Raw genomic sequence first — 19766 nt, 5'->3', positions numbered from 1 at the left:
AATTCTCTTTTTAAGCCCAAAGAAAGTAAATGCATAGGCATTAAGTGTATTGTCTAATCTAAATTGTGTGTTGTTGCACTTTTTATAAATCGTTGATTTTAAAACAATAAAAATGAATATGGTTGTGTTGACTATACGTGGTATTAATAGTCATTCTTATTTAGTAAGTACTCTTTTAGTATTGACCTCGATAAATGCTTTGTCCAATTATTTTATAATTTAGTTCACTTAAAAATCATCTATATGAGACTTATTTAGCGATTTTCTTCGCTAGTTTTATTTAAAACCGTTTTAACGTGCTTATTATTACTGCTGTAACATTACTGTCATCTTGATGAAATATAATTTATACAACGTTAAGATTTAAGGGTGTTTTGATGACTTCAAATCCGAATAAACCGACTTTTAATACGGATCGAAGCCGTCTATTTAAAGATCGGTTTGCCAAATTTGGTATAACCGCAGGTGGGATAATGGTATTGGTAGCACTGCTATTAATATTCTTTTACCTTCTTTATGTAGTACAGCCAATTTTTGAATCAGCAAAAGTAGAAAAACGCGATAGCTTTCAGGTTGCTAATTCGCAGCAAATAGCAGGCCTAGGTGTAGAAGAGCAAACTGAAGTTGCTTATTTATTAAGTCAGCAAGGGCAGGTTGATTTTTACAGTGTGCAAGATGGCAGCTTTGGTAAAAAGCTTAAAACATTAAACGCCGAGCTACCAAGTGATGCAACAAGCTTTGCAACTAGCGCGCCTTTTCAAGGGCATTATGCGTTTGGTTTAAAAGATGGCACTGTAATGGTCGTAGCACCTAAATTTTTGGTCACCTTTCCTAATAACGAGCGTAAATTAACGCCTCGTTTAGACTTTCCTCTTGGGGAAATGGCTCTGGAAGTAGATGAACAAGGCGCAGCTATTAAACGCTTTGCATTTAGCCACTATGAAGACAGAACAGCCGTTGTCGCACTTACAGAAGACAAACGGGTGCTGTTTAGCAGTTTTGTTGCTGAAGAGAATATGTTTACTGGCGAAGTTGAGTGGGTTGTTGAGCGCACAGAGCTAGATGTTGAAGGGCGTGTAGATGAGCTATTAATGTCGCCAGATACAACCCGTACTTTTGTACGTTCTGCTAATCAAGTTTATGTATACGATACACGTGACCCAAGTGATGTAGAGCAAATTCAGCTACTTTCAGCTAACGAAGAAAATGCCAATATTGTATCTGCACAATTACTAGCAGGTGCAAACTCATTAATGCTTGCAAATGATAACGGCGAAGTTTCGCAGTGGTTTGAAGTTAACACTGACACTGGCCGCGAATATCAAAAAATACGTTCATTTGAAACGACTAAGCAAAGTAAATTAAATGTATTTACAGAGTTCTACCGTCGTACTTTTTTTACGACCAGCAGTAACGGTGAGCTTGGGGTGTACTACACAACAAGCGAAGCAAAATTATGGCAAGGTAAAGTAAGTGAAGGCGCAATACAAAACTTTGCAATTTCACCACGTTCAAATGCTGCATTAATTTTAGCGGATAACAAACTAACAGTATTAGAAATACATAACGAGCATCCAGAAGTTACTTGGTCAGCGCTTTGGCAAGAAGTATGGTACGAAGGTTACCCAGAGCCAGGTTATATATGGCAGTCAACATCAGCCAGTGATGACTTTGAATCTAAGTTTTCATTAGTTCCAATTTCGTTTGGTACATTAAAAGCAGCCCTTTACGCGATGTTATTTGCAGTGCCTATTGCGCTTTCGGCGGCAATTTACACGGCATACTTTATGTCGAGTAAATTACGTAAGGTAGTTAAGCCTACTGTTGAAATAATGGAAGCATTACCCACCGTTATTTTAGGTTTTTTAGCCGGTCTTTGGTTAGCTCCATTGATAGAAGAGCACTTACCTGCAATTGTTGGGTTACTCATATTATTACCTTTAGGTATGTTAGCGACAGGTTTAGCTTGGACTAAATTACCAACCAAAATTCGTCATCGAATTCCTGAAGGATCTCATTCAATTATCCTTATTCCGGTCGTTTTACTTATTGGCTGGTTTTCGTTTGCGATGAGTGAATTTGTTGAGCTTTGGATGTTTGACGGCAATGTACGTCAGTACTTAACAAATGAGCTAGGTATGACATTCGATCAACGTAACTCGCTGGTTGTAGGTATTGCGATGGGGTTTGCAGTTATTCCAACTATATTCTCAATTGCAGAAGACGCCGTATTTAGTGTTCCAAAGCATTTATCAAATGGCTCATTAGCATTAGGTGCAACACAGTGGCAAACACTAATACGTGTTGTATTACTAACAGCAAGCCCTGGTATTTTCTCTGCGGTAATGATGGGACTTGGCCGCGCCGTTGGCGAAACCATGATTGTACTTATGGCAACGGGTAATACACCTATTATGGATTGGAGCATCTTCCAAGGTATGCGTACGCTTGCAGCAAATATTGCAGTTGAAATGCCTGAGTCAGAAGTAGGTAGTTCGCATTACAGAATATTGTTCTTAGCGGCCTTTGTACTATTCATATTCACATTCATTTTTAACACAGTCGCTGAATTTGTTCGCCAGCAACTGCGTGAAAAATATAGCTCAATGTAAGCGGAGAGACATGACATGGTAAAGCAGTGGTTTAAGTCTGGTTCTCCTTGGATTTGGATGACCGGTGGTGCAGTGAGCATCAGTTTAATTTCAGTTCTAGGCTTATTAGCAATGATAGCCTGGAAAGGATTAAGTTTTTTCTGGCCTTCAGAAGTTGTGCAGTTTGAACTTGAAGGGTCAATTTCAAAACAAACCGTTATTGGCGAAGTTTATGACCGTGAATTAGTACCAAAAACGCGTTTAGCCGCGACAGGTGTTGACGTTAGCGGATTTGAAAAAGAAGAAATAGAGCGCTTACTTATTAAAACAGGTAATCGTGAGTATGTAGATTTAGACTTTCGTTGGATATTAGAAACCGACATTAAAAATAAAACAACGCCTGCAACGCTTGCTGTATTTGAGCGTAGTAAAAACGGTAATTTTTATGGTTATGTTGAAAGTGTAATTAAAGATGGTAAACCAGTCGAAGGCGATAAAATTGAAGCTCTACATGAACTTGTAGAGCGTGCCGTGGATTTAAACGACGAAGCACTTGATTTACAAAATGGTGACATTGGGCATATTAACTATGAGCTTGAGCGTCTTCGTTTAAAAGAAAAGGGCTACTTACTAGATAACGCACTCACTGATGAACGTGTTGCTGAGCTTGCTCAAGAGCGTGCTGAATTACGTGCGCAGTATGGTGTACTTGAAAAAGATTTATTTGCACTACGTAAACAAGCTAAACGTGACCACGTAACTGTAAAAGATATGCGCGGTGAAGTAGTTACGATTCCAATGTATCAAGTACTTGATGTTTGGTTTCCAAATGATATGGGCTTTTTTGCAAAGCTAGGGCACTACTTTGTGCAGCTAGGTAAGTTTGTATCTGATGACCCACGAGAAGCAAATACAGAGGGCGGTGTTTTCCCTGCTATATTTGGTACTGTGTTTATGGTTATGCTGATGGCTGTAATAGTGACGCCGTTTGGTGTTGTTGCTGCAATTTACTTACACGAGTATGCCGCTAAAAATGCAGTCACTAAGATGATTCGTATTGCGGTGATTAACTTGGCCGGTGTGCCTTCAATTGTGTACGGTGTATTTGGCCTCGGCTTTTTTGTATACATGTTAGGTGGTAGCTTAGACCAATTATTTTACCCTGAAGCGGCACCAACGCCAGTATTTGGTACGCCAGGTGTAATGTGGTCGGCGTTAACGCTTGCTATATTAACTTTGCCAGTTGTTATTGTATCGACTGAGGAAGGCTTATCTCGTATTCCAAGTACCGTACGTGACGGTTCACTAGCGCTTGGCGCAACAAAGGTTGAAACGTTATGGCGCATAATTATTCCAATGGCAAGCCCTGCAATTATGACTGGTTTAATACTGGCAGTTGCGCGTGCTGCAGGTGAAGTTGCACCATTAATGTTAGTAGGCGTTGTAAAAATGGCCCCTACATTACCACTTGATGGTAACTTCCCGTATTTTCACTTAGATAGAAAGTTCATGCACTTAGGCTTTCATATATACGATGTTGGCTTCCAAAGCCCTAATGTTGAAGCGGCACGTCCGCTGGTATACGCCACTGCCTTTTTATTGGTGTCGGTGATTATTACCCTAAACATAACGGCCATTGGTATACGTAACCATTTACGTGAAAAATTCAGATCGCTTGAACACTAATTAGTAAAGATTTTATAGGTAACAAAAATGATTACAGTCGCTCCACAAGTAAACCAAGCTAATATTGGTCAAAAGTTAGACCTAGAAAATTTAACGGATGATCAAAAAGCGCTAGAGATTAAAGACCTCGATCTTTACTACGGTGATAAGCAGGCGCTTAATAAAGTTAATATGAACATTCCTAAAGGCCAAGTAACTGCGTTTATCGGGCCGTCTGGGTGTGGTAAATCAACATTACTGCGTTGTATTAATCGCATGAATGATTTGGTTGATATTTGCCGTATTGAAGGTGAAATATTACTCCATGGTCAAAATATTTACGATAAGAGCGTAGATGTAGCAGCACTTCGTCGTAATGTAGGCATGGTGTTTCAGCGCCCTAATCCATTTCCTAAATCAATTTATGAAAATGTAGTTTATGGCCTGCGCTTACAAGGCATTAAAGAGAAACGTAAATTAGATGAAGTAGTAGAGCAATCACTTCGTGGTGCTGCTTTGTGGGATGAAGTAAAAGATAGATTGCACGATAGCGCGTTTGGCTTATCGGGTGGTCAGCAACAACGTTTAGTTATAGCTCGCTCAATTGCAATTGAGCCTGAGGTACTTTTACTTGATGAACCAACATCAGCACTCGACCCTATTTCTACTTTGGTAATCGAAGAGCTAATAAACGATTTAAAAAACAAATTTACCGTTGTTATTGTTACACACAACATGCAACAAGCAGCGCGTGTATCTGATCAAACAGCCTTTATGTATATGGGCGAATTGATTGAATACTCAGACACAAATACCTTATTTACTACACCAACGAAGAAAAAGACTGAAGATTACATTACCGGTCGTTACGGTTAATTAGCCCGTTATAGCGTGTTGTACAAGATTAAGAGAGAAGGTAACTATGGAACATAATATTAATAAGCATATTTCTGGGCGCTTTAACCAAGAACTAGAAAATGTACGTAACCATGTATTGAGTATGGGTGGCTTAGTTGAGCAGCAATTAAATAGCGCGCTTGATGCGGTGAGTCGTAACGATGCTGAGCTTGCTCAAAAGGTACGTCAGAACGATTACAAAGTAAATGCAATGGAAGTCAGCATTGATGAAGAATGTACGCGTATCATTGCTCGTCGTCAGCCTGCAGCAAGTGACTTACGTTTAGTGATTGCAATTGCAAAAACTATTGCAGATTTAGAACGTATTGGCGATGAAGCTGAGCGAATTGCTAAAGTTGCACTAGACTCATTTACTAAAGATCAACAAGACTTGCTAGTAAATATTGAGAATATGGGCCGCCAAGTTCTAAAGATGTTACATGATGTACTAGACGCATTTGCACGTATGGATGTGCAGCGCGCATTTCAAGTACATAAAGAAGATGCAAAAGTTGACCGTGAATATGAAGCTATCACACGTCAAATAATGACTTATATGATGGAAGATCCACGCTCAATCCCTAAAATTATGGACTTAGTTTGGTCTGTTCGTTCATTAGAGCGCATAGGGGATCGCTGTCAAAATATTGCGGAATACATTATTTATTTTGTAAATGGCAAAGATATTCGTCATACATCTCAAGAAGATATAGAAAAATCGCTATAATTTTTTACCTATTTTTCTTTTTTATTAAAGCGGCTTAGTGCCGCTTTGTGCATTGCAAGCCTTAGTGAAGTAATAAAAAGCGTTCACAATCTTGGTTAATACTGTAAAATTCATGCTGCAAAGCATATCAATTTGATTAAAGGGTCAGTTATGCCTACAAACGCGTTTTTAGGAGTATTTGCAAAATCTCCTATCAAACCAATGGAAGAACACATCAAGAAGGTTCATCAAGCAAGTAAAGCCTTGATACCTTTTTTTAATCACGTATTTAAAGAAGAGTGGGTACAAGCTGAAGAGCTTCGCATCACTATTCGCAATTTAGAACGTGAAGCTGATGATATGAAAAGAGATATACGTTTACAATTACCACGTGGTTTATTCATGCCGGTAGAGCGTACAGATCTTCTCGAATTAGTAACTCAACAAGATAAAATTGCCAATAAAGCAAAAGATATTGCAGGGCGAGTGATTGGTCGTGAAATGACCATTCCAAAAGTTATGCAAGCTGATTTCTTAGCTTACTTAACCCGTTGTGTAGATGCGACTAAACAAGCATCTAAAGCAATTAACGAATTAGAAGAATTGCTAGAAACGGGTTTTAAAGGTCGAGAAGTCACCTTAGTAGAAAAAATGTTAGTTGAATTGGATGCCATAGAACAAGACACGGACGAAATGCAGATAAAAGTACGCCGCCAGCTACGTGATGTAGAGGGTGAGTTAAATCCAATTGATGTTATGTTTTTGTACAAAATCATTGAGTGGGTTGGCGAGCTTGCAGATATTGCAGAGCGCGTAGGATCACGTCTTGAGCTGATGTTAGCTCGTTAATTTAAAATCAGTTCAAACACGAAAGATTAAGGTTTTACAATGGATATCATTGCATCTTACGGCACGGTATTAATTTTAATTGCCGCAGCAGTCGGCTTTTTTATGGCTTATGGTATTGGCGCGAACGACGTAGCGAACGCCATGGGTACATCTGTAGGTTCAAAAGCGCTAACAATCAAACAAGCTATTTTTATAGCGATGATTTTTGAATTTGCAGGCGCCTATTTAGCAGGTGGTGAGGTTACATCAACAATTCGTAAAGGAATTATTGATGCAGCACCATTTGCAGATATTCCGGAATTAATGGTTCTGGGTATGATTTCGTCTTTATTTGCAGCCGGTGCTTGGTTATTAATGGCCTCGTTCTTAGGTTGGCCTGTATCTACAACTCACTCAATCATTGGTGCAATCATAGGTTTTGCGTTAGTTGCAGTAGGTACTGAGGCGATTCAATGGGATAAAGTAGGTGGTATTGTAGGTAGTTGGATTATAACACCTGCCATATCAGGCTTTATTGCATACTTAATATTCATGAGTGCACAAAAACTTATTTTTAATACAGATGCACCACTAAAAAATGCTAAACGTTATGTCCCTCTTTATATGGGCTTAGCCGGTTTTATCATGGCACTGGTTACAATTAAAAAGGGCTTAAAGCACGTTGGTATAGACCTAGGCTCAGCTGAAGGCTATGCACTGTCAGTGGGTGTTGCAATAGTTGTTGCTGTGATTGGTAAAATTGCCATATCTCGCTTAAATATTGATCCAAAAGCAGATAAACAAATGCAGTTCAACAATGTTGAAAAAGTATTTGCTGTTCTTATGGTACTTACAGCATGTTGTATGGCATTTGCACATGGTTCTAATGATGTTGCTAATGCAATTGGTCCACTAGCAGCTGTTGTAAACATTGTTGAAAACAATGGTGAAATTGCTAAAAAAGCAGCTATTGCTTGGTGGATTCTACCTCTAGGTGGTTTTGGTATTGTTGCTGGTCTCGCTATTTTAGGCAAAAAAGTAATCAAAACAATCGGTGAAGGTATTACACATTTAACACCTAGCCGTGGTTTTGCTGCTGAACTAGCTGCTGCTTCTACCGTTGTTATTGCCTCAGGTACTGGTATGCCAATCTCTACTACTCAAACCCTAGTGGGTGCGGTATTAGGTGTAGGTATGGCACGTGGAATTGGCGCGCTTAACATGGGTGTTATCAGAAACATTGTAGTTTCTTGGGTAATTACATTGCCAGTTGGCGCTGCCCTTGCTATTGTTATTTTCTACGTACTAAGAACCGCATTTGGGGTTTAATAAAAAAGTACTCAAAGACTTTTAGCTTGAAAAGATCTCAATGCCCTAGGTGTTGGGGTCTTTTTATTTGTGGAAAGAAAAAATGACTAACCTTCCAAGTATTAAACAACTACAGTATTTATTAGCTGTTCATCAACATCAGCACTTTGGCAGAGCCGCTAGTGCCTGCTTTATAGGACAATCTACTTTAAGTAGCGCTATTCAAAATCTTGAAGAAACACTAGGCTGTCAGCTAATTGAGCGTGAAAATCGCAGCCTTATGTTTACCAGTATTGGTGAAGAAGTTGTTGAGCGTTCTCGTAAAATAATTAACGATACAATTAGTTTAAAAGAGCTTACAAAAAGCTTTTTAACACCACTAAGTGGTAAGCTGACTGTGGGTGTTATACCTACAATTGCAAGCTTTATAGCGGCTCCGCTTTATCATTTTTGTAAAGAAACCTTTTGTGATTTAGAGCTGGTATTAATTGAAGATACGAGTGACAAGCTACTGGATAAACTTGAACATGGGCATATTGATTTAGCGCTACTTGCACTGCCGTACGAAACAGATAAATTTCATACACAAGTATTGGCAAAAGATCAGTTTAGTTTAGTGCACCATAAGGATTACAGCGCTGCAAAGGGCGTAGTCGACTTTAATCTATTACCAGAGGCTAGCGTATTCTTATTAGAGCGCGAGCACTGCATGACGGGCCATGCGCTTAGTGCATGTCACTTAAACCGTGCCAGTTGTATTAACCCATTTGAAGCTGCAAGCTTACATACTCTATTAAGCATGGTTGAGCATCAGCTCGGGGTGACTTTTTTACCACAGATGGCGATTAATGCGGGTATTTTAGATAATAAAAATATGGTGGCTACACCATCACAAAGTGATGCATATAGAGATATTGGTATCTTGTGGCGTAAAACTACGGGCCGAATTCGAGACTTTAGGCTATTTAGTCAACAGCTTGAGGTGTTTTTAAAGCGTCAATGTAGTTTAGATTTTTCTAAAGCAGAATAATAAGTGAACTAAAGCAGCCTACAAAGGCTGCTTTTGATTTTGAAGATGGCTTTCAAAAGGCTCAAGTTCAGGTAAAAATAATAAATAAATCCATACCACCAAGTTAAAGTAAGGCACACAGCCTAATACAGTAAAAACCTTAACTGGGTAGCCTTTAATATTCGCGTAGCGGTAGCACTGATACGCGATTGCAAAATGTATAATCAGTAATAACATAACTAGTTGTGTCATACCTTCTTCCTTAAAAGCTTAAATAGCTTTGAAACCCACTATAAATATCGGTACTACGCCGCCAAAAGGTAATGTCATGTTTTTAAAGCGAAATACATAAAAAGGCACGACATTTTTTATTTGATGCTGAAAGTATAGGCAAGAAAGGTAATATTGGTAGTAATAAAATGATTAAAATTGTTTAATTTTGTTTATTTTGGGCTAGCTTGTTGTTGGTAAAACGTTTTATTTTTAGAAATTTTTTCGAGTTCATCTTTTACTTTTTCAACAGGTATTGGGCGTGCAATAAAGTAGCCTTGCCCATAATCAACACCAATTTCTTTTAGTGCAAAAAATATCTCTTCGTTTTCAACGTACTCAGCTACAGAGCGCTTATCGAGAGACCGACTAATATCATTTATTGCTTTTACTAACGCTAAATCTATAGGGTCATTGAGCATATCACTTACAAATGAGCCGTCAATTTTCACATGCTGTGCTGGTAGCTGTTTTAAATAATTAAATGTACTAAATCCAGTTCCAAAATCATCGATAGAAAAATGACAGCCTAAGCTATTAAGCTTCTCAATCATTTTACGAGTGGCCTTTAGGTTATTAATACTCGCAGATTCAGTTATTTCAAAAATTACCCGCGAAGCAGGCACGTTATACTTTTCAAGGTTTGATTCAATTAATGGCAATAAGCGTTCATCTAAGAACGATTGTGCTGACAAATTAATAGCAACTTGGTTTAACTCTGGGTGCTTAGATACACAAGCAATAGCATTACGTATAACGCATTGATCCATCAAAAATGTGTCGTTAAGCATTTCTAAAGAGGGAATAAACTGATTTGGGTATACGAGTTCACCTTTTAGTTTTAAGCGTAAAAGCGCTTCAAAATAAGCAACTTTACACTCTTTAAAATCCCAAATAGGTTGGTAATGTAGTTCAATATTATCTTGCTGTAGTGCTTGGCGAATTTCATGGCCCCATTCAAGCCCTGTTTGTAGTGTATTGTTTTGAGCATCTTCTTTTGAATAGCAATGTACTAAGTTACGCCCTAGGTTTTTGGCAATATACAAAGCAATATCGGCTTGTTTTAAACACTCATTAGGGTCGTTATTTTGTGTCGTGATTTGAGTTAAACCAATAGAGCAGCTAATAGTGTATATCTGATCTTCTGATTTAAAAGCATGTTTTTCTATCGCACTACACACACCTTCTGCAATAAGGTGTGCATCCAGTAAATTCATATTGGTAAGTATGACTGCAAATTCATCCCCACCAATTCTGCATACCAGGTGATCGTCGCCAATATTTGCTTTAAATAATTGCGCCACTTCTTTTAAAACTATATCGCCCTGATGATGGCCTTTACTGTCGTTTATTATTTTAAAGTGATCGAGGTCAATATAAATAACAGCATGCTCTATGCCATCATAGGTGTATTTATCTTGGCATATTTTATTAAGCTGTTGATCAAAATAATAACGATTATGTAAACCAGTTAATGGGTCATGGTGTGCTAAATGACGTAGTTGAATCTCAGCTTGCTTTCGTTCGTGTATATTGTCGATAGTTGCGGTTATAGTCGCGTTATTACGACTATTTTTTATTAGCTGCAATCTGCATTCAACCCAAATTAAATTGCCATTTTTGTGGGTTAACTTTACTTCTATTTGTTGCTGTTGCTTACCACCGTGTAAAATATCGTTGATAGTGTAGTCAAGCCTTTCTTTATCTTCGTTATTACAATAAGCGCTTAATGGGTTTTGTAGTGATGATTTAACACCAAAACCGCTTAATGTTTCCCATGCGGGGTTAATAAAACGAATATTACCTTGCTGATCGAGCTCTAAAACAACTGTATTTAAGTGCAATAAAATACGCTGATGAGCTGAAAATAACTCTTTGTAACGCACTTCGCTCACGCTTAATTGTTCTACTTTGTAAGCAAATTCAGCATAACTCACCATAAAATCTTCACGTCGTGCGGCGTGGTCACACACTTTGTTTAAAAATGAAGGATCGTAAGGGGCTCTGATAAAGTCGGTAACACCCGAAAGCAAAAGCTGCTCAGCGTAATCGGCATCGTCACTTTCTATAATTGTAACAATGGCTTGTTTAGAATTGTGCTGGAGGATTTCTTCAACGAGTACACTCGAGCTCTCTGCACTTGATGTAGTGGCATCGAGTAGCACAATTGAAAACTGCTGTTGGTTATAAGCGTTAAGTGCCGCTTTAGCTGAAGTTACATGAGTGATAGCAAAGTTTAACTTTAACTGTTCACTTATTTTGTCGGCCGTATTTTGAAGTGGCTCTAATAATAATAAGTTTAGCCGGCTACTTTTTTCTAAGTGAGTAGATAAAACATTCGCAAGTACTTGAGGGAGCATATCTTTGTGCTCAAACGGTAGTACAGCATCTATCCCATAGCTTCGGGCTGTTGTTTCGGCAATCCGCTCACAGTAAATTGGCGGAATAAGTAAAATTGGTGTGTTTTTTGGTGTTTTTAATAACCCTGAGCGGATCATCCTAGAAAAGCGCCAGCCATCAATTTTACCGACATTAATGCCCGTTATTATAATATCAACAGGGTGTTGTTTTAAAAGCTTTAAAGCTTGTTGGCTGTCTTGGGCATCAATAAAGATAAATACATTTAAGCTCTCTAAAGTGCCCTTAATCGCGCGACGTTCAGCACTACTTGCGTTTAATATTAGCAATTTAAGCTGGTTTGGCACGAGTTGAACACCCCTAATATAACTTATAATAATTTAGCCGAACAAGAATAGTGACATTTAACCATAAGAACAAGAGAATTTAATGGCAAACACGCAAACAGACGTTATAAGTTTGGCTGATTTCTTGAGCTTAATATCCGATACATATACACTTGGCGCGATTTTAAATGATGTGGATTACTAATTATGCGCGTGGCTGACTTTAGCTTTGACTTACCTGATGAATTAATAGCTCGTTTTCCTAAAGCGGACAGAACCAGCAGCCGTCTACTCACTTTAGATGGCCCAAGCGGAACTTTAGAACATAAAGTGTTTAGCGATATACTTGATTTAGTAAACGAAGGCGATTTATTGGTCTTTAACAATACACGCGTTATTCCAGCACGTATGTTTGGTCAAAAAGCTTCAGGCGGAAAAGTTGAAGTACTTGTAGAGCGGGTATTAGATGAGCATCGCGTACTTGCGCATGTACGGGCAAGCAAGTCGCTTAAGGTCGGTAACGAAGTTATTTTAGAAGGCAAAGCCAAGGCAATAATGGTTGCACGCCACGATACTTTATTTGAGCTTGAGTTCGATCATAGCCAAAACGTGTTAGATATACTTAATGATATTGGCCATATGCCACTGCCTCCTTATATTGACCGACCTGATACCGATGCTGACCGCGAGCGTTATCAAACTGTTTATGGAGAAAAGCCAGGTGCAGTTGCAGCACCAACTGCAGGTCTACATTTTGACGATAAGTTAATGACAGCACTCAAAGATAAAGGCGTAAATATGGCTTTTGTTACGCTACACGTTGGCGCTGGTACTTTTCAGCCGGTACGAGTTGATAGTGTTGATGAGCATGTAATGCACTCAGAATACATAGAAGTACCTGATGACGTAGTTGCAGCTGTTGCGCAAACTAAAGCAAATGGTGGGCGTGTAATTGCGATAGGCACAACTTCAGTTCGCTCATTAGAGTCGGCTGCTAAAGTTCACGGCGGCAAGTTAGATACGTATTTTGGTGATACCGATATATTTATTTTTCCGGGTTATCAATTTAATGTTGTTGATGCCATGGTCACAAATTTTCACTTACCAGAATCAACGCTTATAATGTTAGTCAGCGCATTTAGCGGCCAAGACAATATTATGGGCGCTTACAATACTGCAATAGAGCAGCAGTACCGCTTTTTTAGTTATGGCGACGCCATGTTTTTAACACGTAAGTAACAAAATATTGTTTAATACTCAGTAGAATATATTAAAACCCCCAGCTTAGTTGCTGGGGTTTTTGTTTGCGGCAATTGGCGAAACTGAATTTATCGCAGCTAATAGTATTAGTGAGGCAAAAAGGGTAGAATCAGGCGGTTAAATTATAGCTTGTTGGACTGTTTTTCCGACATTGAGGATGATATGAAATTTGAATTAGATTGTACTGACGGAAAAGCGCGCCGCGGCCGCTTAATTTTTGACCGTGGTGTAATAGAAACACCTGCTTTTATGCCTGTTGGTACTTACGGTACTGTAAAAGGTATGACGCCAGATGAAGTTAAAGCCACTGGTGCGCAAATATGTTTAGGTAATACCTTTCATTTAATGCTTCGCCCAGGTACTGAGATCATCAAGCAACATGGTGATTTACACGACTTTATGAATTGGGACTTCCCAATTTTAACTGACTCAGGCGGTTTTCAAGTATTTAGCTTAGGCGCAATGCGTAAAATTACTGAAGAAGGCGTTTTATTTCAATCTCCAGTAAATGGTGATGAAATTATGATGTCGCCTGAAAAGTCGATGGAAGTACAGCGCGACTTAGGCTCAGACATCGTTATGATTTTTGACGAGTGTACGCCATACCCAGCGACTGAAAAAGAAGCTAAAGATTCTATGGAGTTATCTCTTCGTTGGGCTAAGCGCTCAAAAGAAGGGCATGGCGATAATCCATCTGCTTTATTTGGTATTATCCAAGGTGGTATGTACCCAGAATTACGTGCACAATCACAAGCTGGCCTTGAAGAAATTGGTTTTGACGGTTATGCATTAGGTGGCCTATCAGTAGGTGAGCCTAAAAACGAAATGATGAATATCCTTGATCATTGTGCGTTTAAAATGCCAGAAGACAAGCCTCGTTACCTTATGGGTGTAGGCAAGCCAGAAGACTTAGTTGAGTCGGTTCGCCGTGGTATTGATATGTTTGACTGTGTTATGCCAACACGTAATGCGCGTAACGGCCATTTATTTATTACCACGGGTGTAGTAAAAATACGTAACGCAGTGCATAAAACAGATACAGGGCCACTTGACCCTGAGTGTGATTGCCATACGTGTAAAAACTATTCACGAGCTTATTTGCATCACCTTGATAAATGTAACGAAATTTTAGGTGCGCGACTAAACACAATTCATAACTTACGTTACTATCAACGTGTTATGGAAGGTTTACGTAATGCAATTAGCGAAGGTAAATTAGAAGAATTTGTACAAGATTTTTATGCTCGCCGAGGCCAAGATGTGCCAGAGTTAGCAGATATAAAAAATTAAACTTTAAAATTAAAGAGGAAGTATCATGAGTTTATTTATTTCAAATGCACACGCAGCAGCTGGTCAACCTGCGGCAGGCGGTGGTTGGGAAATGCTAATAATGTTAGCTATTTTCGGTTTGGTTTTTTACTTTTTAATCTACCGCCCACAAGCTAAGCGCGTTAAAGAGCACAAAAGCTTAATGAGTATGATGGCTAAAGGTGATGAAGTACTTACCCAAGGCGGTTTAGTGGGTAAAATTGTGAAAATTTCTGAAGAGAAAGATTTCATCGTTATCTCTTTAAACGAGCAAGCAGAAGTTACAGTACAAAAATCTGCAGTATCTGCAGTATTGCCAAAAGGCACAATGAAGTCGCTATAAAAATAATAAGGACGACCCCGTGTTAAACAAGTTTCCAGTTTGGAAGTATTTACTTGTTTTAGCTGTGGTAGCCATTGGCCTTTTATATGCCTCTCCAAACTTGTATGGTCGCGATCCGGCCATACAAGTTTCAGGTGCTAAAGGCGCTGATGTCGATCTCAGTGTTGTAGACAAAGTAAACGCAATCCTTAAAACAAATAATGTAACCGCTAAATCGACAATACTTGAAGATGGACAAATTTTAGTTCGTTTAAAAAATGTTGAAGAGCAACTTAAAGCGCATGACTTACTTCGTGATTCGCTGAGCGATGATTACATTTCTGCTATTAATATGGCACCTGCTCAACCAGCTTGGTTAAAAGCGGTTGGTGGTAACCCTATGAAGCTAGGTCTTGATTTAAGTGGTGGCGTACATTTCACCATGGAAATCGACATGGCAACAGCGGTTGATAACCAGCTTGAGCAAATGGAACAAGATTTTCGCAGTGACCTGCGCGAAGAAAAACTACGTTATCGTAGTGTTCGCCGCGTAGCAGGCTCCGATCGTATGCGTGTAGAAATGCGTACCGAAGAAGACAAAAATGCTGCAGAGAGTTTCTTAGAAACTCGCTACCCGCTAAATGTCTACATTGATGACAGCAGTAACGATAAAGCATTTTTTGCGACAATGAGTGAGCAAAAACTCAAAGAGATTCGTGACTACGCTATCAAGCAAAATGAAACGATTATTCGTAACCGTATCAACCAAATTGGTGTTGCAGAGCCTAACGTACAACGCCAAGGCGCTGAGCGTATTATTGTTCAACTACCAGGCATTCAAGATACTGCACGTGCTAAAGAAATTTTAGGCGCGACAGCAACACTTGAATTTCGTGAAGTAGACGAAAACGCAGATATTAGCGCTGCTGCCCAAGGTCGTATCCCAGCGGGTACTGAAATGATCATGAGCCGCGACGGTTACCCTGTTGTACTTAAAAAGCGTATTATTTTAGAGGGCAGCCATATTACGGGCGCGCAATCTGGCGCTGATGAATACCAACGTCCGCAAGTAAGTATTACGTTAGATAGCAAAGGTGGGGCAAAAATGAATGCCTTTACCAAGCGTGCTATTGGTAAGCGTATGGCAACGGTATTTATTGAGTACAAGCCATCAGGTAAAAAAGATGCAGACGGTAAAGCGCTTCCGCCTATTAAGGTTGAAGAAGTTATTAACGTAGCAACGATTCAAGCCCGTCTTGATCGCTCGTTCCGTATTACCGGCATTGATAACCCAGCAGAAGCACATAACTTAAGCTTACTACTTCGTGCTGGTGCACTTGTAGCGCCAATTCAAATTGTTGAAGAGCGCACAGTAGGTCCAAGCTTAGGACAAGAAAATATTGAAGCGGGTATGACTGCGGTTGCACTTGGCTTTGCGTTTGTACTTTTGTTTATGCTTGTGTACTACAAAGGTTTTGGTATGGTTGCAAATCTTGCGCTTGCGGCTAACTTAGTACTAATTGTAGGTGTTATGTCTTTAATTCCGGGCGCTACACTTACGCTACCTGGTATTGCCGGTATTGTATTAACGGTAGGTATGGCGGTTGATGCTAACGTACTTATTTTTGAACGTATTCGTGAAGAGCTGGCCGATGGCCGTAGCCCTCAACAAGCGATTCATTTTGGTTACGATAGCGCATTTAGTACTATATTTGATGCCAACATCACGACACTAATTGCTGCCATTATACTGTTTGCAGTGGGCACTGGTCCGATTGCGGGCTTTGCAGTGACACTTGCGATTGGTATTTTAACTTCAATGTTTACAGCCATCGTTGGTACCCGTGCGGTAATCAACTTATTTGTTGGTGGTAAACGCATTGATAAACTTTCGATTTAAGGAGCAGACATGCAAATTTTAAGTTTGGGTAGTAGAACCCTTCGTTTCATGTCTCTTCGAAAAGTGGCTATGGGTTTCTCGACGCTACTAATTTTAGCGTCGTTTGCATCAATTTTTATCAAAGGCCTAAACTTTGGTTTAGATTTTACCGGCGGTACTGCGGTAGAAGTGGGTTTTTCACAACCGGCTGACCTTAAAAAAGTACGTGATGCACTAGCTGATAATGGTTTTGCTGATGCATCAGTGCAGCTATTTGGTTCAAGCCAAGAAATTTTAGTTCGCTTAGCACCACGCGGTAGCGATGTAAAAGCTGAGGTGATTGGTAACCAAGTAATCGATGCACTTAAAAAAGCAGACGACAGCGTAGTAATGCGCCGTATTGAATTTGTAGGCCCAAGTGTAGGTGAAGACTTAAAAGAGCAGGGTGGCCTTGCCATGTTAACTGCGCTTATTTGTATCTTAATCTACGTTGCGTTTCGTTTTGAATGGCGCTTTGCAGTAGGTGCGGTAGGTGCACTACTACACGATGTTATCATTACTGTGGGTTTATTTTCGGTATTAGGTTTAGAGTTTGATTTAACTATATTAGCGGCAATTCTTGCGGTAATTGGTTATTCACTCAATGATACGATTGTTGTATCAGACCGTATACGTGAAAACTTCCGTAAGGTACGCATTGACGATACGATAGAAATTATTGATATTTCACTTACGCAAACACTTAACCGTACACTTGTAACATCAATCACGACTATTTTAGTATTGATTGCCTTGTTTGCATGGGGCGGACAAACCATTCATGGTTTTGCAACTGCATTACTGTTTGGTGTGTTTATTGGTACTTATTCTTCGATTTATGTTGCAAGCTCTGTTGCTATTGCGATGGGTGTAAGCAAAGAAGATTTAATACCAGAAGTAATTGAAAAAGAAGGCGCAGACCAAGACGCTATGCCGTAATGGTTTTGTAACTACTTTAAAAAACCGCTCATTGAGCGGTTTTTTATTGCCTGTAATATATTTATGCTCACGATTGTTTTAGCTTTACTGTGCAAGTATGAATAAACAGTGCTAACTTTGTAGAGCACACCATGAGTGTAACGTCGTACTATGTATTTAAGATAAGTATTAATAGCGCGGTTATTAATAAGTACAGTTACATAATATCGTCATCTTATATTTAGGCGCTGGAAGCTGTTTAGCTTAAATAACGCGATAATTTAAACTATCAATAATAACTGTTAAAACTACCGATAATAACTAGGGTGATAATTATGTTGCCATTAAAGTATTTGATTAACGTAGTAAGTTTGTTTGTATGCAGCGCTTTAGCGAGTGAGGTAAATATCGTAAATGTAGCGCAGGAGCAGCGTGTGCAATATGCTCGTGACGACTACCTTAACGAGCTATTAGAAAAAGCATTGGTGAGCGCACAATACCCTGCAGAGATTAACCCCGTTTTAATTCATCCCCATCAACAACGTACTTTAATAGCACTAGATACAAAAAATTTAGATTTATACTGGAGTATGAGCAGCCCCGAAAGAGAGTCTTTAGCTATTGCGATTAAAATCCCATTATTTAAAGGCTACATAGGTAAAAGGGCACTATTAACAAGTAAGAACAGCATTGCTAGATTTAAAGGTGTTACTAGCTTAGAGCAGTTAGGCAGGCTTTCTGCGGTACAAGGTCATGATTGGCCAGATACAAAAATAATGGCGTTTAATGGCCTGCATATAAGGCCGTTTGCAAATTATCAGGCTATGTTTGCCTTAACAAGTGCAGGGCGTATTGATTACTTCCCACGTTCATTTATCGAGGTTAATTCAGAGCTAGCGGCAAATAAACAAAGTAACCTAGTGATAGTACCTAATTTATATATGAGTTATCCGACAGGGTTTTATTATTTTGTATCAAATAGTAAGCCAGAGCTTGCAGTGGCAATTAAAAAAGGGCTTGAGATAATGCAAAAAAATGGCGAGTTTGATGCTTTATTTGATGAATATTTCGCAAAAGATTTAAACTCGTTACCTTACGAAAAAGGTAAAACAGTAGAATTAAAGCTAGATAACCCTTATTTTTAAGCACAAAAAAAGGAGCCTAGGCTCCTTTTTAGTATGCTATTAATAGCATTTAATTAGCGAAGTAATGACTCAGTTAATACTGGACGAATTTCGCGAATAATTGCTTGAGTCAGTTTTGGTGAACCACAGATAATATTGCCGCTGTGGTTATAGTTATTACCACCGGCGAAATCTACAACCATACCGCCCGCTTCTTTAACCATTAGTTCGCCCGCAGCAGAGTTCCAAGGTTTTAAACCAATTTCAAAAAATCCATCAACACGGCCAGCTGCAACGTATGCCATATCTAAAGCAGAACAACCTGCACGGCGAATATCAGCAGTGTGTACAAATAATGCTTTAAACGCTTCAGTGTATGCATCCATGTGGTTTTTGTTTTTAAAAGGGAAACCAGTAGCAAGTACAGTGCCTGCAAGAACCGTAGTTTTGCTAACGCGTAGACGTTTACTGTTTAACTGAGTGCCTTGACCGCGAGATGCAGTGAAAAGCTCACCACGAATTGGATCATAAATAACAGCTTGGTCTAAACGACCTTTAACTTTAAGTGCGATAGAAACCGCGTAATAAGGGATACCTTTGATGAAGTTAGTTGTTCCATCGATAGGATCTACAATCCATTGGTAATCATCATCCTTGCCTTTATGCTCACCTAGTTCTTCACCAACAATTGAGTGAGTAGGGTAAGACTGTAAAATAGTGTCACGAATTACGGCTTCGGCTTCTTTATCAATGTTAGTTACTAAGTCGTTAGCGCCTTTTTGTTGCACTTCAACTTTTGATAAATCTTCACTTGCGCGAAGTAAAATTTTGCCTGCGTTGCGCGCAGCGCGAACCGCAATGTTTAACATTGGATGCATGGTATTACCTTTGGGTTGTAAAAGAACGTTTATATATTTCAGCCGGCGTATTTTAGCGACTTTTGCCATAAAGTAAACAA

General features: G+C 39.2%; 16 protein-coding genes. 13 read left to right on the top strand and 3 right to left on the bottom strand.

Annotation, left to right across the window (positions count from 1 at the left end):
* Positions 1-377 precede the first annotated feature (377 nt).
* From RB214_RS15240 to RB214_RS15210, 7 genes are all read left to right on the top strand, one after another.
* Positions 378-2612: an ABC transporter permease subunit gene (locus tag RB214_RS15240; protein WP_033020494.1), complete on the top strand. Its 2235-nt coding sequence runs from the start codon at positions 378-380 to the stop codon at positions 2610-2612.
* Positions 2613-2627: 15 nt separating this feature from the next.
* The gene (gene pstA / locus RB214_RS15235) at positions 2628-4277 is read left to right on the top strand and encodes a phosphate ABC transporter permease PstA (protein ID WP_309167724.1); all 1650 of its coding nucleotides are present in this window, start codon (positions 2628-2630) and stop codon (positions 4275-4277) included.
* Between the two features lie 27 nt (positions 4278-4304).
* Positions 4305-5132, top strand: a complete 828-nt coding sequence (gene pstB / locus RB214_RS15230) for a phosphate ABC transporter ATP-binding protein PstB (protein WP_002957840.1) — start codon at positions 4305-4307, stop codon at positions 5130-5132.
* A gap of 46 nt (positions 5133-5178) precedes the next feature.
* Positions 5179-5880 (top strand): phosphate signaling complex protein PhoU, encoded by a 702-nt coding sequence (gene phoU / locus RB214_RS15225; RefSeq protein WP_007586465.1) that lies wholly within the window; start codon positions 5179-5181, stop codon positions 5878-5880.
* Between the two features lie 150 nt (positions 5881-6030).
* Positions 6031-6708, top strand: a complete 678-nt coding sequence (locus RB214_RS15220) for a TIGR00153 family protein (protein ID WP_002957838.1) — start codon at positions 6031-6033, stop codon at positions 6706-6708.
* Positions 6709-6747: 39 nt separating this feature from the next.
* Positions 6748-8016 (top strand): inorganic phosphate transporter, encoded by a 1269-nt coding sequence (locus RB214_RS15215; protein WP_024597536.1) that lies wholly within the window; start codon positions 6748-6750, stop codon positions 8014-8016.
* An 82-nt stretch (positions 8017-8098) separates the two neighbouring features.
* Positions 8099-9025: a hydrogen peroxide-inducible genes activator gene (locus RB214_RS15210; RefSeq protein WP_002957836.1), complete on the top strand. Its 927-nt coding sequence runs from the start codon at positions 8099-8101 to the stop codon at positions 9023-9025.
* 18 nt (positions 9026-9043) lie between these two features.
* Here RB214_RS15210 and RB214_RS15205 read toward each other — a convergent pair whose 3' ends face one another.
* Both RB214_RS15205 and RB214_RS15200 read right to left on the bottom strand, forming a co-directional pair.
* Entirely contained in the window at positions 9044-9256 is a 213-nt protein-coding gene (locus tag RB214_RS15205) for a hypothetical protein (protein WP_002957835.1), read from the bottom strand.
* A 191-nt stretch (positions 9257-9447) separates the two neighbouring features.
* Positions 9448-11979 (bottom strand): EAL domain-containing protein, encoded by a 2532-nt coding sequence (locus RB214_RS15200; protein WP_309167723.1) that lies wholly within the window; start codon positions 11977-11979, stop codon positions 9448-9450.
* Between the two features lie 186 nt (positions 11980-12165).
* Between RB214_RS15200 and queA the strand changes: the two genes are divergently transcribed.
* The 6 genes from queA (at position 12166) to RB214_RS15170 (ending at position 18829) form a co-directional block, all read left to right on the top strand.
* Positions 12166-13197 (top strand): tRNA preQ1(34) S-adenosylmethionine ribosyltransferase-isomerase QueA, encoded by a 1032-nt coding sequence (gene queA, locus RB214_RS15195; protein WP_024605593.1) that lies wholly within the window; start codon positions 12166-12168, stop codon positions 13195-13197.
* A 183-nt stretch (positions 13198-13380) separates the two neighbouring features.
* Entirely contained in the window at positions 13381-14508 is a 1128-nt protein-coding gene (gene tgt / locus RB214_RS15190) for a tRNA guanosine(34) transglycosylase Tgt (RefSeq protein ID WP_002957831.1), read from the top strand.
* 25 nt (positions 14509-14533) lie between these two features.
* Positions 14534-14869, top strand: a complete 336-nt coding sequence (yajC, locus tag RB214_RS15185; RefSeq protein WP_002957830.1) for a preprotein translocase subunit YajC — start codon at positions 14534-14536, stop codon at positions 14867-14869.
* 19 nt (positions 14870-14888) lie between these two features.
* Positions 14889-16748, top strand: a complete 1860-nt coding sequence (secD, locus tag RB214_RS15180; RefSeq protein ID WP_309167722.1) for a protein translocase subunit SecD — start codon at positions 14889-14891, stop codon at positions 16746-16748.
* Positions 16749-16757: 9 nt separating this feature from the next.
* Positions 16758-17705, top strand: coding sequence for a protein translocase subunit SecF (gene secF / locus RB214_RS15175; protein WP_002957828.1), 948 nt, complete (start codon positions 16758-16760; stop codon positions 17703-17705).
* A 314-nt stretch (positions 17706-18019) separates the two neighbouring features.
* Entirely contained in the window at positions 18020-18829 is an 810-nt protein-coding gene (locus RB214_RS15170; protein ID WP_149603277.1) for an ABC transporter substrate-binding protein, read from the top strand.
* Positions 18830-18882: 53 nt separating this feature from the next.
* Here the strand turns inward: RB214_RS15170 and suhB are convergent, their stop codons facing one another.
* Positions 18883-19686, bottom strand: coding sequence for an inositol-1-monophosphatase (gene suhB / locus RB214_RS15165; protein WP_309167721.1), 804 nt, complete (start codon positions 19684-19686; stop codon positions 18883-18885).
* Positions 19687-19766: the final 80 nt, after the last annotated feature.

Source organism: Pseudoalteromonas sp. HL-AS1 (genome assembly GCF_031198785.1).
Taxonomy (GTDB): Bacteria; Pseudomonadota; Gammaproteobacteria; order Enterobacterales; family Alteromonadaceae; genus Pseudoalteromonas; species Pseudoalteromonas distincta.
The sequence above is the reverse complement of the archived record's forward strand: the minus strand, read 5'-3'. Positions and strand labels throughout refer to the sequence as shown.